The organism is Apilactobacillus kunkeei, from assembly GCF_001308195.1.
Taxonomy (GTDB): Bacteria; Bacillota; Bacilli; order Lactobacillales; family Lactobacillaceae; genus Apilactobacillus; species Apilactobacillus kunkeei_C.
Genome location: NZ_JXDF01000006.1, coordinates 1 through 15,872, shown reverse-complemented (window position 1 = coordinate 15,872; position 15,872 = coordinate 1). Strand labels below are relative to the sequence as shown.

The 15,872-nt window shown below is 38.0% G+C and carries 17 protein-coding genes; 4 read left to right on the top strand and 13 right to left on the bottom strand.

All coding sequences use genetic code 11. The features are described from left to right. The first annotated feature begins 70 nt into the window (after positions 1 to 70). Entirely contained in the window at positions 71 to 502 is a 432-nt protein-coding gene (locus tag RZ78_RS01015) for a helix-turn-helix domain-containing protein (protein ID WP_034530974.1), read from the top strand. Positions 503 to 702: 200 nt separating this feature from the next. Here RZ78_RS01015 and RZ78_RS01010 read toward each other — a convergent pair whose 3' ends face one another. The 6 genes from RZ78_RS01010 to RZ78_RS00985 form a co-directional block, all read right to left on the bottom strand. Beyond that, positions 703 to 1,188 (bottom strand): S-ribosylhomocysteine lyase, encoded by a 486-nt coding sequence (locus tag RZ78_RS01010; protein WP_053796214.1) that lies wholly within the window; start codon positions 1,186 to 1,188, stop codon positions 703 to 705. 24 nt (positions 1,189 to 1,212) lie between these two features. Then, entirely contained in the window at positions 1,213 to 2,088 is an 876-nt protein-coding gene (locus RZ78_RS01005; RefSeq protein WP_054607840.1) for a MetQ/NlpA family ABC transporter substrate-binding protein, read from the bottom strand. Positions 2,089 to 2,101: 13 nt separating this feature from the next. Further along, positions 2,102 to 2,773 (bottom strand): methionine ABC transporter permease, encoded by a 672-nt coding sequence (locus RZ78_RS01000; protein WP_054607839.1) that lies wholly within the window; start codon positions 2,771 to 2,773, stop codon positions 2,102 to 2,104. Then, entirely contained in the window at positions 2,763 to 3,806 is a 1,044-nt protein-coding gene (locus RZ78_RS00995; RefSeq protein WP_054607838.1) for a methionine ABC transporter ATP-binding protein, read from the bottom strand. Before RZ78_RS00995 ends, RZ78_RS01000 begins: the two co-directional genes overlap by 11 nt. A gap of 264 nt (positions 3,807 to 4,070) precedes the next feature. Continuing rightward, positions 4,071 to 5,207 carry a 5-methyltetrahydropteroyltriglutamate--homocysteine S-methyltransferase gene (locus RZ78_RS00990; RefSeq protein WP_054607837.1) on the bottom strand — a complete coding sequence of 379 codons (1,137 nt, stop codon included), beginning with the start codon at positions 5,205 to 5,207 and terminating at the stop codon, positions 4,071 to 4,073. Between the two features lie 432 nt (positions 5,208 to 5,639). Further along, entirely contained in the window at positions 5,640 to 6,968 is a 1,329-nt protein-coding gene (locus RZ78_RS00985; RefSeq protein ID WP_034530975.1) for an ammonium transporter, read from the bottom strand. A 210-nt stretch (positions 6,969 to 7,178) separates the two neighbouring features. On the opposite strand from RZ78_RS00985, the gene RZ78_RS00980 reads away from it, so the two are divergent. Continuing rightward, entirely contained in the window at positions 7,179 to 8,021 is an 843-nt protein-coding gene (locus tag RZ78_RS00980) for a hypothetical protein (protein WP_054607836.1), read from the top strand. Positions 8,022 to 8,242: 221 nt separating this feature from the next. Here the strand turns inward: RZ78_RS00980 and RZ78_RS00975 are convergent, their stop codons facing one another. Both RZ78_RS00975 and RZ78_RS00970 read right to left on the bottom strand, forming a co-directional pair. After that, positions 8,243 to 8,776: a hypothetical protein gene (locus tag RZ78_RS00975; RefSeq protein WP_054607835.1), complete on the bottom strand. Its 534-nt coding sequence runs from the start codon at positions 8,774 to 8,776 to the stop codon at positions 8,243 to 8,245. An 18-nt stretch (positions 8,777 to 8,794) separates the two neighbouring features. After that, entirely contained in the window at positions 8,795 to 9,175 is a 381-nt protein-coding gene (locus RZ78_RS00970; protein ID WP_053791403.1) for a hypothetical protein, read from the bottom strand. Between the two features lie 86 nt (positions 9,176 to 9,261). On the opposite strand from RZ78_RS00970, the gene RZ78_RS00965 reads away from it, so the two are divergent. Next, the gene (locus tag RZ78_RS00965) at positions 9,262 to 10,152 is read left to right on the top strand and encodes an RluA family pseudouridine synthase (protein ID WP_054607834.1); all 891 of its coding nucleotides are present in this window, start codon (positions 9,262 to 9,264) and stop codon (positions 10,150 to 10,152) included. 76 nt (positions 10,153 to 10,228) lie between these two features. Here the strand turns inward: RZ78_RS00965 and RZ78_RS00960 are convergent, their stop codons facing one another. The 4 genes from RZ78_RS00960 to RZ78_RS00945 all read right to left on the bottom strand — a co-directional run bounded on the left by RZ78_RS00960 (position 10,229) and on the right by RZ78_RS00945 (position 14,552). Continuing rightward, positions 10,229 to 12,619, bottom strand: coding sequence for a phosphoketolase family protein (locus RZ78_RS00960; protein WP_054449616.1), 2,391 nt, complete (start codon positions 12,617 to 12,619; stop codon positions 10,229 to 10,231). Between the two features lie 241 nt (positions 12,620 to 12,860). Next, positions 12,861 to 13,580 carry a GntR family transcriptional regulator gene (locus tag RZ78_RS00955; protein WP_054607833.1) on the bottom strand — a complete coding sequence of 240 codons (720 nt, stop codon included), beginning with the start codon at positions 13,578 to 13,580 and terminating at the stop codon, positions 12,861 to 12,863. Positions 13,581 to 13,647: 67 nt separating this feature from the next. Beyond that, positions 13,648 to 13,977, bottom strand: a complete 330-nt coding sequence (locus tag RZ78_RS00950) for an ArsR/SmtB family transcription factor (RefSeq protein ID WP_054607832.1) — start codon at positions 13,975 to 13,977, stop codon at positions 13,648 to 13,650. Positions 13,978 to 13,988: 11 nt separating this feature from the next. Then, a complete protein-coding gene (locus RZ78_RS00945; RefSeq protein WP_054607831.1) occupies positions 13,989 to 14,552 on the bottom strand; it encodes a cadmium resistance transporter in 564 nt (187 codons plus the stop codon). A 118-nt stretch (positions 14,553 to 14,670) separates the two neighbouring features. On the opposite strand from RZ78_RS00945, the gene RZ78_RS00940 reads away from it, so the two are divergent. Beyond that, positions 14,671 to 15,168: an aminoacyl-tRNA deacylase gene (locus RZ78_RS00940; protein ID WP_034530987.1), complete on the top strand. Its 498-nt coding sequence runs from the start codon at positions 14,671 to 14,673 to the stop codon at positions 15,166 to 15,168. 12 nt (positions 15,169 to 15,180) lie between these two features. On the opposite strand, the gene RZ78_RS00935 is transcribed toward RZ78_RS00940, so the two are convergent. Further along, a complete protein-coding gene (locus tag RZ78_RS00935) occupies positions 15,181 to 15,822 on the bottom strand; it encodes an HD domain-containing protein (RefSeq protein WP_054607830.1) in 642 nt (213 codons plus the stop codon). Positions 15,823 to 15,872 lie beyond the last annotated feature (50 nt).

The window sequence follows — 15,872 nt, the reverse complement described above, 5'->3', positions numbered from 1 at the left end:
CAATAAATAAAAAGCAACTACCCGCCAATTTGACGCATTTTCGGTTATAATATGCGTAGAGGTGTTGTAAATGTTTCCGATTCGATTAAGAGCTCTTCGTAAAGGGCAACATATCAGTATGAACCAACTTGCAAACAATCTAAACGAAAGATTTCCAGAAGATGAACACAAAAATACCCCTTCACAAATTGGTAATTGGGAACGTGGGATTCGTTCACCTTCGTATGTCGAAATCAAAAAACTGGCATTGTACTTCAACGTCAGCATGGATTATTTGACAGGAAGAACTTCTGTTGAACATTTCAATCTAGGTAGCGTCTTGATGGAGAAAAATGAACTAACCTTTGGTAATCACACTTTGGATCAACAAGATCGATACGAAGTATACCAACTTATCAATGGTTATCTTCATGGCAAGGACCGTCAATACTTAGAAGACGGTGAACAACCAGAAGCATACCAAGAAGAACTTAATTTAAATTTTGATGATTATAAAATGTAAAAAACTCCAGAATGTTTTCTGGAGTTTTTTTCGTAATTGTACATAGCACTCATTTTTTGTTTTTTAGTCGATGAAAGATATGGGGTCTGCCAACATATGCCCATGTCATCAATAAGAAATAACCTAACCAAAACACAATAAATGCGACGGCGCGGAACCAATAGTATTGCCATAAATCCATATCTTTCACCTCATTTGTTTTAGATTACTTTTCGTTCGTATGGTTCAGTACTAATTTGTTCGTCCAAAATAGTCTTGCACCATTCCTTTGCTGAGAATAATGAATGATCACGGTAGTTACCACAGCTTTCTGCAGTAGTACCTTGGACATCTTCCCATTCGATGTCATCTCTGATTGCTCGTAGTGAATCCTTTAATGCTAACGCTACCTTATCGTTTCCAGGGTTACCCCAGGTGATTAAATGAAAACCAGTACGACAACCGAATGGTGAACAGTCGATAACACCGTCTAAACGGTCACGTAATAGTCCTGCAAGTAAATGTTCAATGGTATGTAATCCGGCAGTTGGGATTGCTTCTTCATTTGGTTGAACTAGACGTAAATCAAAGTTAGCGATTGTGTCGCCGTTTGGTCCATGTTCTTCTGTGATTAAACGCACGTAAGGTGCCTTTACTGCTGTGTGATCTAATGTAAAACTTTCTACCTTTGTTTCTACTTTTGCCATAATAATCTTCCTTTCAAAAACGAATTAGTATTTAAATGCTGGTAAAGATACGCCCTTGTATTCCTTTTCGATTAGGTCGTATACCGCTTTAGAATGGTATGCGTTAACCACCTCCTTATAGGTCTTGTTGTTTTCTTCTGAAGTCTTAGTTACCAAGATGTTAATCCATGGCTTGTTGTATGAATCGTTAATGTTTGGTGCGATTGCATAGATTGAATCCTTAGATGGGTTCAAGTGGTTGGCTTGAACGAAGTTTGAGTTGGTAATACCAGCTGCGAAGTTAGGTAATAACTTGATGATGGCTGCTGGGTCAACTTCAATAATTTGTAACTTCTTAGGGTTACTTGTGATATCGGATACTGTTGGTGAGTAACCTTTAGCTGGATTAGTCTTGATTAAGCCGGCCTTTTCTAATACCTTCAATGCTCTACCAGCGTTAGTTGGGTTGTTTGGAATGGCAATCTTGTCGCCTTCCTTTAGATCCTTAACGTTCTTAATCTTCTTTGAATAGATGTTCAAAGGTTGGATATAAGTGTTACCAATTGCGGTAAGCTTGTAGTTCTTTTGACTTACTTCTTGATGTAGGAATGCATAGTGTTGGAAAGAGTTAATATCAATTTGACCACTATTGGTTGCTTGGTTTAACGCTTCACCGTCACTGAATACTTTTACGTCAGCGTAGATGTGTTTACTTGCTAATTCCTTGTTTACTTGTTTCCAGATTGGCACATCGTTACTACCAATAATTCCGACGGTGACAACCTTTTTGCCCTTGGCGCTTTCGCCTGACTTGTTGTGACCAGATACGATAATGAAACCTAATACAACGACTAGAATCGCTACTAAGATAGCTGATAAACTAGCGACTTTCTTTTTATTATGACTACTTTTTTGACTCATATAAAACGCTCCTTTAGCGGGTTAATAGTTCCGCGATTAATGTTCCAATTACTTGGACAATTGTGACTAAGATTAGTAATACGATGATGCAGGCCATCGTTACATCGAATTGGTTTTGTTGGTATCCGTATTGAATGGCGAAGTTTCCTAGGCCCCCTCCGCCAACAACGCCGACGATGGCGGTTAGTCCGATGAGACTAATGATTGTGGTAGTAGTCATTCTAGTGATACTGATGATGCCTTCGTGTAGATAGATTGACTTCACAATTTGGAAGTTGCTTAAGCCGATTGCCTTACCGGTTTCAATTAAACCAGGATCAATTTCGTTTAACGCTGATTCAATCTGACGGGCAAAGAATGGTGTAATTCCGACAACCAATGGGAAGATGGTCCCGGTTACCCCAATGGCAGTTCCAGAAATCAATGTAGTTAGTGGAATTAACGCAACAATTAGAATGATGAATGGAATACTTCTAAATAAATTGATTAATTTATCGAAGATATTAAAGATGATGAAGTTGGGATTAATTCCATCGTGCTTGGTGACTACCAAGATGACTGCGATGACCAAACTGATAATTAATGAAATTATTCCGGATAAAATCACCATTTCAATCGTTTCGACAATCGATTGGGTGAATTCAGGCCAGTTCGTTCCAACGTTTGGAAAAAGACTATTCAACATCGTTAATCACCTCCACTTCAATTCCAATGTTTAGTTTTAATTCCTTGTAGGCATTTTCGATATCTTCCTCGTTTCCTTCAACGGAGATAATCAATCCACCGATGAGCTTGCCTTGGATTAATTTGATATCACCTAACAAGATGCTGATGTCGACGTTGTACTTTCTAGATACCAATGAAATAACTGGATCAATCGTGTTTTCATTGTTGTAAGTCACCCGAATTAAGCGGTGACCTTCAGGTAAACCTAGTGCTTGATACAATCCCTTTGAAACGTTTAAGTTGGTGGTTGTCTTGACGAAACGTTTGGTAATCTCTTCTTTTGGATGAGAGAAAACATCGTAGACATTTCCAGTCTCAACAATCCGACCATTATGTAGAACAGCAACATCTTCGCAGATTTGCTCAATTACTTTCATTTCATGGGTTACCACAACGACTGTGATATTAAGTTTTTGATTTAGTTCTTTTAAGATTTCCAAGATTGAATCCGTCGTTTCTGGATCCAGTGCACTAGTTGCTTCATCACAAAGCAATACCTTCGGGTCATTAATCAACGCTCTAGCAATCGCTACTCTTTGCTTTTGGCCTCCGGAAAGTGAATTTGGATATGCATCCGCTTTGTCGGATAGACCAACCAATGATAGCAGTTCGTCAACCTTAGCTGTCGTTTGCTTCTTTCCGATTTTTTTGTACTTAATCGGTAATGCGACGTTTTCAGCAATCGTTCTTTGGGGCATCAAGTTGAACTGTTGAAAAATCATACTAATTTCACTTCTTAAATCGATTAATCCCTTTTCGCTCAATTCATTGACCACCGTATCAAGATATTTGATGGATCCTGAAGTTGGTAGTTCCAAACCGTTAATACAACGAATTAACGTCGATTTACCGGCTCCGGAATATCCGATGATACCGAATATCTTACCTTGTTCAATTTTTAAATTTACACCGGACAAAACCTCGTTTTGTCCTTCATCAGTTTCGAACGTTTTATTGACGTTTTCAAAACTGATAATGTCGGTCTTACTCATATCTTCACCTCCTAATAAAAAACGGCATCCTTCGATTAATTAAAATCAAAGGACGCCGTTAGCGTGGTACCACCCAGTTTGGTAATTTTCATTACCCACTCATCGTAAATTACGATTAATTGAATATCGGTAATTGACCGCATCCATTGCTGGACGATACCTCCTAGACCATCTATAGAAAAATTAACTTACTGCTTTTCACCATCCGCAGCTCTCTATCAAAGTAATTAGTCTACTCTTCTATTCATTGGTATGTTTTGTTTATTATTCTCCCCAGATCTTTTTAGCAGTGTCGACTACTAATCTAATCTTGGCCCATTGTTGTTCTTCTGTTAGGTGGTTTCCTTCTTCAGTTGAAGCAAATCCACATTGAGTACTTAATGATAGGTGTTTTAAATCTACATATTCAGTAGCTTGGTTTACACGTTGGATTAAGACTTTTTGATCTTCTAGTTCTGGACGCTTGCTGGTAACTAGACCTAAGACAACGTCTTTTCCTTTTGAAACTTCAGCAAGTGGTGCGAAGTCTCCTGAACGGTCATCGTCAAATTCTAAGTAGTATGCTTGAACGTTTTCCTTACCAAATAGTGTTTTGGCAACTGGAGCATAGCCACCCTTTGATGCCCATGTTGATGCGTAGTTACCACGACATACATGAGTGCTGATACGTAAGTCTTCAGGTAAGTCGCGAATGGCTTCGTTGTTGAATTTTAGGTTTAAGTCTAGTAATTGTTGGAGGTTATCAAAACCATCTTTTACTAATGCCCAACCATCTGGATCAGCAAGTAAGCCCCAGGTACAGTCGTCTAACTTAACGTCGCGACAACCAGCATCGTATAAAGCAAGAATTAAATCGTGGTATGCCAAACCTAAATCATGAATTAATGCGTCGGTGTCAGTTCCGTATACCTTTTGTAAGGCGGCGACATTTTCAGGTCCTCTTACTAGTTCTAAGTAACATTGAGCTGGTGATGGAATGCTTTGTCTGGCAATCACTTCATCATTGTCTTCAATCAATGATTGTAAGTACTTGAATGCTAATAAGTCAGGATGATTAGGATTGAACTTAATCTTGCCATCTAATTGAGCTGAGTCATTTCTGGTTTCAACGTCATGGAAGATGTAACCATGTTCTTGTTTGGTATGTTTGATTCCATCAAAACCCCAGAAGGTATCTAAATGCCAGTAGCTACGACGGAATTCACCGTCAGTAACAATCTTTAAACCGTTAGCAATTTCTTTTTCAACTAAATCTTTGATCAACTTGTTTTCAATCTCAGTCAATTCTGCTTTAGTAATCTTTTCGTTACTGAAGTCTTCTCTTGCTTGCTTTAGTTTCTCTGGTCTTAAGAAACTACCTACGATATCAAAATGTTTTTGCTTAGTTGCTACTTGTGTCATATCAATCACTCCTCTAAAGTTTTAATGAATTTTTTATCAAATAAAAAAATCCGCTCCTAGTATAAATACTAGAAGCGGATTCCGCGGTACCATTCTAATTTGGATGCAGCTTACACTACATCCCTCACTAACGTCTATCAACGTGTGCAATTAATAATGGTTGCCACCCCATCAGCGTTTAAGTATCGACGCTGCCAATTAACGGGCCATCTTCACCTTTGTCGAATCGATCTACTCACAGCTACCGTAGACTTTCTGAACTATCTTCAAGGGTTACTCTCCCGATCTTTTTGTTGTCTGATTTATTTGATTGACTAAATACTAATGCCGTAAATAATAAAAGTCAACACTTTTTATCATATTTTTCTAATTTATTTTTAATTAAACAAGCAAAAAGACCGCTATTGCGGTCTTTTGAAAGGTATAATATTTTTAATCTTTTGGTAGATTTGGATTGTCTAAGTGGTTAATTTGCCCCTTAAACTCATCAGCGTTAACTTCGATATCCTTACTGTGATCCTTGCCAGTTTCACCGTATGAAACCATGTAATCGGCAGCTTCACCGTGTTCTACGATATCTAGTCCGGCTCTTTCTTCTTCTTCAGTTACACGCATTGGCATTACTAGTTTTAGTAGTGAAATAATAATTGCACAAGCCACTGCAACGAAGATGATTGTTACTAAAGTAGCGATGATTTGAGTTAGGAATAACTTGAAACCACCACCGTAGAATAGACCATTGTCTACAACTGAGCTGTTTACTGCCTTAGTAGCAAATAGACCAGTCATGATACTTCCGACCATTCCTGAAACACCGTGACAACCGAATGCATCAAGTGTGTCATCTGCACCTACTTTAGCCTTTAGCACGTTTACGTAGAAGTAACTTACTAGAGTAGCAACGATACCGATTGCAAAAGCTCCGGCGATAGTTACGAAACCAGCAGCTGGAGTGATACCAACAAGTCCACAAAGTGTACCAGTACAGATACCACCTAATTGTGGCTTACCAACAAAGTGCATATCTAATAGCATCCATACCATCATTGAAGTTGCGGCAGCAACAGTTGATGTCATGGTAGCTTGCATTGCGACATTGTTTACACCTAAAGCTGATCCGGCATTGAAACCATACCAACCAATCCAAAGAATGGTAGTACCTAACAATACCCATGAAAGGTTGTAGTGCTTAGTTTCTTTGCCGAAGTTTAGACGCTTACCTAGGTAAATGGATAATACCAACGCAGTAACCCCTGCATTAATATGTACGACAGTTCCACCAGCAAAGTCTAAAGTACCAAGCTTTGCTAAGAATCCAGTTGGTGACCATACCATGTGTACCATTGGGTAGTAAATGATAATTGACCATAGTATTACAAACCATAATAAGAACTTGAAACGAATACGACCAACAATCGCACCAACGAATAGCGCTGGAGTAATAACCGCAAACATCATTTCAAAGATTGAGTAAATGCTTACTGGAATCTTAGTTGGTGTAAGTGATGTAAGATCAATTCCATTCATAAATGGATGGGCTAGGTTTCCAATAAATCCACCTATATCACCTGAGAATGAAAGGCTGTAACCAAATACAACCCAAAGAATAACTGCTAAACCAGTCATAATGAATACTGACATGGTAGTGTTAACAACGTTTTTCTTTGAAACTAGGCCCCCATAGAAGAATGCTAGACCCGGTGTCATAAACAGAACTAAAATACTTGAAATAAAAACAAATCCCGTACTTGCTAAATCCATCAATATCTACCTTCATTTCCTTATAATGTTATATCATGTAACATATTATATCATTAAAATTAAATAAGTACAGGGTTAATTGTCTTTAATTTGAATTTAAATCCAAGTTTATGGCACATTATGTTATATCATATGACATAATACCCTCTTTTTGCATTCATCTCGGTTTTCCCATAAAATAATAATTAAGCAACTCAAGGGAGTTAGACAATGGATAAAAAGAAACTACTTAAGAAAATGAAGAAAAATAAAAAAATCATTCATAAGCCTTCATACATCGAAAGAATGAAGAAGTACTATGATTTATTCAATGATTTTTCTGACATTAAATATCTAATCAATAACGTTTTAGAAGCAGACCGTTTATTACAACAAAACCAATTACCACAAGATTTACCGGTATTGCTATTGCCAGACGACATCCAAGACACCATCTTCGCTTACGTGAACGAAAAGTACCCAATGGGCGACCCTAAGGGCGACGCCGTCTGGAACCAATTCGTTGATCAATTACCAAAACTAGATCAAGACTTACGTGAATTCCGTGACTACTTAGAAGAACAATACGGGATGTGGGCATACATCTCCGCCCCATTCACCAATGACATTGCCAAGTTCTTAAATGGCAAAAAAGTTTTGGAAGTGATGGCCGGAAATGGATACATCTCAAAAGGATTACGTGAGAATGGTGCTGATGTCATTTGTACTGATAACCTTGCATGGAAGAAGGAAAACGAAACCGGTAAACATCTAGTTACCGACGTCGAATCATTGGACGCAATCGATGCCTTCAATAAGTACAAGGACGACATTGACTACATCATCATGTGCTGGTCACCTGATGGTATCGATATCGACTGGAAGTTATTATCAGCCATCCGTGAATCTGGTAAGGACATTCCACTAATCACCATTGGTGAAAAATACGGTGCCACAGATTCGAAGCAATTCTGGGACAATGCTGAATTCGTCGAAAACAATGACGTTAAGAACTTAAACCGTCACCACAAACCATTCGATTTAATTGAAGATCAACTATACTTGGTTAAATAAAAAAGAGCGTAACTTCAAATGAAGTTACGCTCTTTTTGGCATCTACTAAGTAGACGGATAAGTGGTGTTCACATCACCAACATATCAGACACGCGAATTACGTCCGCATAATGTGTCCCCTTCGAAAATATCGCTTAATCACATCTTGTGAATACAACCGTAGTTGCGCGATCTCCTCGACTCATCGCAACAAGTAGTATAACACATAAGAGTGATTTAGACTATTTTTTCTTGGTAGTCTTTTTAGCAGTTTTCTTCTTAGCAGCTGGCTTTTTCTTGTCTGTCTTTTCGGCAACTTCTTGTTCAATCTTTTGATTTTCTTCGATTGCAGCAAGTTGGTCATTTGCCCATGCACCCAATTTAGCACTTAAATCAGTGTTGACCGCAAAGTCATCTTGTGATGATAATTCATCAATACGCATCTTTGAACGGTTCACATCAGGTGATTCTACGAACATGTAGACGTTTAGTGGGCAGTTAGTTTCGTCACTCATCATCTTTGAGATATTCTTGATGTATCTGTATGGTAAGTTCACGATATTGTTTTGTAGGTAAAAACTAATGTCTTCACCCTTCACTTGTAGTAGTGCAGAAGCCAAACGGCCACTGTTTACTTGTTCTTCCATGAATTCCATCAATGGTTGAAATGCCTTTTCAGTATCCTTCTTCAAGTCTTCCAAAGACACTTCAGCTGAGTAAGTTTCAAAACTTTCAGCAGTAACATCATCGATAAATTTTTGTGCATCCATTTCCATATTATTAAAACACCTATCTTATTTTTTTACGTTCTTTTTAACGATTCTTACGTAGTCGCTTTTAATTTGTTTTGCGGCGATTCGATACCACAATAAGTTCACAATAATTCCTAGCACCGCAAATACGACTGCTAGTACTGAAACACCACTATGGCTTTGGGTCGCAAAGATAAATACAATTCTAATCATCGCTAAAGTATAGATACCCACAACAAATAATAGGAAGTGGTAAGCTAGACGCCACTTAAGTAAACCACCTATAATTAGAAGTAGGTATAATACTGCGGCAACGATAATTGTCTTGATTAGATCTTGGGCATTTTCACCCATTAAAAAATCACATATAATAAACATTACTAGTGATAAGAGACTCCAAAGGCTGATAATCTTTTTATCCATAATGCCCTCCGGTTTAAAATTACTATTTACACCTTATCACAACTCGACTGAATATAGTAACACATTTGACTAAAAGAGGTGAAAAAATGCAAAAATGGGAATATAAACTAACCGTTTCTGAAATCGCTAAAGAAACGTCGCTACGAGAATACCTACAAAAGCAATTATTAATCCCTAAGCACCTCATCTTTTCCTTAAGGACCAATGAACGGGTCTTGGTTAACAATAAGTATTTACCCATGAATTTTGCGATTAAGAACGGTTATGAAATCCATCTTACGTTTGTTGAAGATGATTTTTCGTTGCCGGTACAAAATCTAATCCCAGATAGTTCAATTAAACCTGATATCTTATACGAAGATGCAGATTTGTTGGTGGTGAATAAGCCAAGCGGATTCAAGACCCACCCTAATCAACCTGGTGAGACCAACACACTACTAAACTTCTGTGAGGCCTACCTCAATCAAACCAATCAGCATGCATTTATGATTCACCGTTTGGATCAATTCACCTCAGGAGCCATCATTGTCGGCAAAAATCCTGCAGTGGTCCCTATCTTGGTTCGACTAATCAAGGATAAGGTCATTCATCGAAACTACCTAGCCTGGACCGAGGGTATCATCACCTCACCAACTGGAACAATCGATAAACCAATTGGTTTTGACCCCAATGATAAACGTAAACGAAAGATTGATGGTATCAAACCTCTTAAAGCTAAAACCGACTACATGGTGCAATGTACCACTGACAACAATTCTTTAGTCGAATTATCGCTGCATACTGGGCGAACTCATCAACTTAGGGTCCATTTAGCATCCATTGGCCACCCGATTGTGGGCGACCCTTTGTATAACCCTAATTCAGATAATGATGATATGTTACTTCATTCTTGGAAGTTAACGTTAATTAGACCTTATTATATGGATCGAATCGAGATTAAGTCACCACTTCCCGATTCGTTTAAAACATTTATGTAAACAAAAAGAACCGTATCAAAAGATACGGTTCTTTTCTTTATGGTTTGACCATAAGTAAATCAGATAAATTATCTAATTACTTTAATGGTTTCCATTGCCATTCGTTAACTTCTGGTAAGTCAGTACCAACTTCACGGATGTAAGCATTGTGCTTGTCAACCATGTCGTTCATACGTTGTACGAATGATGCACCCTTAACTGAGTATTCTGGAATGTCATTAACAACTTCCTTAGCTAGGTCGTAACGATCTAGTTGGTTCAATACACGCATGTCGAATGGTGTAGTAATATCACCGTTTTCACGGTAACCATGAACGTGAACGTTGTGGTTGTGACGATCGAAGAATACATCCTTAACAAGACCTTCGAATCCGTGGAATGCGAATACAACTGGCTTGTCAGTAGTGAATAGACGGTCAAATTCTTCATCAGTTAAACCACGAGGGTCAACCTTAGGTGAACGTAGTTTCAAGAAGTCAACAACGTTAATGAATCTGATCTTCATTTCTGGGAATTCGTCATGTAGTAATGAGATAGCAGCTAGTGATTCCCAAGTTGGTTCAGTACCAGCAGCAGCAATAACTACGTCAGGTTCTTGACCTTGGTCAGTTGAAGCCCAGTCGATGTAACCTAAACCATTGTTTACAAGGTTAGTAGCTTCTTCAATTGAGAACCATTGTGGACGTGGGTGTTTTGAAGTAATGATTAAGTTAATCTTTTCTTGGCTAGCGAAAGCAACGTTACCAACAGCTAATAATGTGTTAGCATCAGCTGGTAAGTATTCACGAATGAATTCTGGTTTCTTTTCAGCTAAGTGAGTTAACATACCTGGATCTTGGTGAGTGTAACCATTGTGATCTTGTTGGAATACAGTTGAAGTATCAACAAAGTTCAATGATGGGTACTTCTTTCTCCATGGTTGGTCAGCAGCTTTACGTAACCACTTGAAATGTTGAGTTAACATTGAGTCAACAACACGACCGAATGATTCGTAAGTTGCGAAGAAACCATGACGACCAGTTAATACGTAACCTTCTAACCAACCTTCAGCTTGGTGTTCTGAAAGTTGTGAATCGATTAAACGACCTGATGGTGCAACGTATTGGTCATTTGGTTCCATAATTTCTTCCATCCATTGACGGTTAGTTTCAGCAAACACACCGAATAGACGGTTTGACATTGATTCGTCAGGACCAAATGCACGGAAGTTATCTGGGTTAGCCTTCATAACGGCACCTAACCAGTTACTCCATACAGCCATATCTTGGGCTACAGTTTCACCTGGAGTCTTAACGTCAACAGCAAATTCTTTAACGTCAGGTAAGATAAGTGGCTTAGGATCGATACCACCGTTAGTAATAGGGTTAACTGACATTCTTCTGTCACCCTTAGGTGCTAGAGCCTTAATGTCATCCTTGATAGTACCATCATCGTTAAATAATTCTTCTGGCTTGTATGACTTCAACCAGTTAACGATTAAGTCAGCGTGTTCCATCTTGTCTGATGAAACATCAACTGGGATTTGGTGAGCACGGAATGAGTTTTCAATTGGGTTACCGTCTAAGTCAAACTTAGGACCAGTCCAACCCTTTGGAGTTCTAACAACGATAACTGGCCATACTGGTTCTTTAGCAGTGTCAGCAGTTTCGTTTTCACGTGCATTCTTTTGAACATCTTTAATTTCTTGAACAGCTTCGTCCATAACCTTAGCCATCTTTTCGTGGTAAGCCATGTGATCATCGAAGTCTTGTTCGTTTTCAACGAAGTAAGCTTTCCAGCCCATACCCTTGAAGTAGTCAGTAATTTCTTGGTCTGACATACGTGACATGATAGTTGGGTTAGAAATCTTGAAACCGTTTAAGTTAATGATTGGTAGAACGGCACCATCTTTAACTGGGTTGATAAACTTGTCTGAGAACCAACTTGCAGCTAGAGGACCAGTTTCTAATTCACCATCACCAATTTCAACAGCGGCAATTACATCAGGGTTATCAAAGATAGCACCAACACCGTGGGCTAGTGAGTAACCTAATTCTCCACCTTCATGAATTGAACCTGGAGTTTCAGGGGCAGCATGTGATGCAACTCCACCAGGGAATGAGAATTGTTTGAATAATTTAGCCATACCCTTTTCATCTTGTGAAATGTTTGGGTAAATGTCTGAGTAACTACCATCAATGTATGAGTTAGATACCATAACTTGGCCACCGTGACCTGAACCTTCAATGTAGAACATGTTTAGGTCATACTTGTTAATAACACGGTTTAAATGTGCGTAAATAAAGTTTTGAGATACGATAGTACCCCAGTGACCGATAGGCTTAACTTTAACATCGCTTGATGTTAATTCTCTCTTTAATAATGGGTTATCTTTTAGATATAGTTGACCTACTGATAAGTAGTTAGCAGTACGCCAGTATTTATCTAATTCTTCCAAGTATTGCTTGGAATCGAAATCTTGAGCCATTAATTAACACTCCTTTTAAAATAAAAACTATTGAAATTAATAATGGAAAAATCATCAGACTACGCCCGATAATTTTAATTACAATGAATATAATAAAGACTTTTTACAAAAAGTCAACCTTTTTGCAAATTGATACGGTCCAATTTCCACATTGCAATTAAACCATTATTACATCGTCATTATTATGAACGATTTTGGCATAATAGTCCAATGATTTTCATAACTTTTTCGTATTAAATTTTTATACCATAACGAAAGTATTGTAACGTAAATATTGATAGTGCAGACGCATGTTTGAGACCTCAAATGGAGTTCCATCATCTAGAAAGAAAATCCCTTCCATGACACCAACTGGTTCAGTAGGTTTTAGGTTCAATAATTTTTGATCTTGTTCATTTGATGGACTTGCCAATATTGATAAAAATGAACGTGTAACGCTCTTATTAATAGTGTCCTCAACATAGTTAAAAATAGATTTTTCAACAATCTCTTGTGTTAGCTCTGGAGCAATTTTAATAGGAATGTATCCTGTTTCTATCATGAATGGTTTGTCATCAAATAGACGAAGTCGTTGAATCTCATATACGAAGTCTCCATCAGCCAAGAATAAATCCTGCTGAATTTCTTTACTTGCGGGTACAACTTTAAAGCTCAATAACTTAATCTTCGGTACTTTCCCCTGACTCTTCATACTATCAGTAATCCCTAGGTTAGAACCTTCATAATGAAAAATCGTCTTATTTTTCATAAATAACGGATTAATGAATGTTCCTGAGCCACGCTTTTTGAAAATAATTCCGTCATCAGCCAATACTTTCAATGCCCGCTTCACAGAACTGCGGCTTACATGGTAGGTCTCACTTAATGTTCGCTCGTCGGGCAAGCGTTTGTTAGGAAATTCGTTATCGACTATCTTTTGCTTTAAGTCAGATGACACTATCCTATAAACTAAATCAGCCATTTTCTACTCCTCACGATTAATTTTCTAAAAATCAGTATAACAGATTTATCGATACAACTTCGCAAATTTAAAACAAATTCCTTGGATGAGGTTTTCCAACTATCTCATGTTTTACGTGTTGAATCATATCTGAAATCGTTTCAACCACGTGCGGATCGTCGACACCATATAACACGCTGGTTCCGACTTTTTCCTTACAAACAATTTGATACTTATATAGGATACCTAGTTGTTTTGAAACCACCGGTTGATCGAGCTTAGTCTCCTCGCAAATCTGATTAACACTTAATGATTTGTCCGCATCCATTAAGGAAGTAATGATTAAAATTCTGCGTTCATTACTCAATACCTTGTAGATGGCTGCAACCTCTTCAATGATTTTCATTTTATCCTGCATTTAAACATCCCCTAGAACCAAGAAATTACGTGGGCAATTAAGCCGCTATCAAACAATACATAGATTCCGACACCAATGTAGACCACCTTTGTCATAATCTCACCGTATTTTTCCATCAAATCATTGATTGGTTTGATATTACCAATCCACTTGATAATCAAAATTACCAGAATTGATAAAACGGTTAATACCGCAATCACTTCTAATATTTGAATCGCACTAATAGTAGATAGCACCGGCAAGAACAATGCCAGGTTGCATCCAGCACATACTGATAGGTAAGTAACTAGTGTAATCACGACTGGTGACTTGTGATTCACCTCTTTGGCGTCTTCGTCCTCATCCTTTAAGGCCATGTAGATAGGTAGGATTCCCAGCAAACCTAGCATCCATTCCGGTAGAAAACGGTCTAGAATTTGACCAACACTAAAGCTTAGTATTAGTAGTACCCATAATCCAATTAGATACCCCATCATAACTGAACCTAATTTATGTTTTTTCAACAATAGAAGTAGGATGAAAAAGAAGTCTAGATTCACCCCTAAAAACGTAATTAAAATTAATAACCAATTCATCTTATATTCCCCTTTTTAAAATATACCTTTTTAGATATATATCATTTTTGGTATATACTACATTAACGTTAATTGGTTGTCAATTCTATGCTAAAATAATTACCGAGGTGATTTTGAAATGGGAAAAAAGAAGAAAAATAAAGTTCATAAGACATTAGTCGAACAAATTCTTGATAAAAATAACATTTCTTATATCCAACACCAATTCGCAACACACGACGAAAATAACGTCGCTCAACTAGAAGTCGAAGAAGACATGGATCAACATCGTATCTACAAGACATTAGTGCTTGAAGGTAAGGAAACTGGTCCAGTTGTTGGCGTGGTGCCGTTGGATCAACATTTAGACGAAAAGAGACTTGCCAAAGAATCTGGCAACAAGAAGGTCAACATGGTTCCGCTAAAGGACCTATTAAAGACCACTGGGTATGTCCATGGTGCAAACACACCTGTTGGAATCTACGAAAAGTTCCACTACCCTATCTATATTGATAACGAAGCTAAGCGCCAAGGCCAAATTCTGGTATCATCCGGACAAGTTGGTCGCTCCGTTGAACTAGATGCAACTGATTTAGTTAACTTAGTTCACGGTCACTTCGTTGATATCGTAAAGTAATTACGTATCTAATTAGTGAATGCCTTGCCATTCATCCTTAAATTCCCTCACAAAATCGTGCATATATTGACTACGTCTGTCCGCCATTTCTTTGGCAACCGTCGTATTCATTAAATCAGGTAGTTTGAATAACTTTTCATAAAAATGATTAATGACCGTTGTATGCTCACGATATTGACTTTTGTCCATATCATTGCGAGGCATTTGTTCGGGGTCATAGATGGTATCACCAAAGTGACCTCCGAAATACATAGCTCTGGCAACGCCAATTGCGCCAATCGCATCTAGTCGATCGGCGTCTTGGACGATCTGCCCATTAATCGATAATTCATAGTGATGTTTTAAATTTGCACTGTAAGACATGTGCGTAATGATATCCATCACTTCATCAATTTGTACTGAGGTGTAATCCAGTTGTACTAACTTGGATTGCACCTCTTTTTGTTTGTCATATGTATCATCGATTAACTTATCGTCAATCACGTCGTGCAAGTATGCAGCAGTTAAGACAATTAATAAATCAGCATTTTCCGTTTGTTCACTAATTGCCTTGGCCAATGCAACAACTCTTTGAATGTGGGTGTAGTCGTGTCCGGTAGTGTCATCACCCAGTTGTTGTTCGACGTATTGTTTTAACTTATCGATAGTTTCCATGCCAATCCCCCATTTTTCTTATTATTATAATCTAAACAAAAAGCATCCTA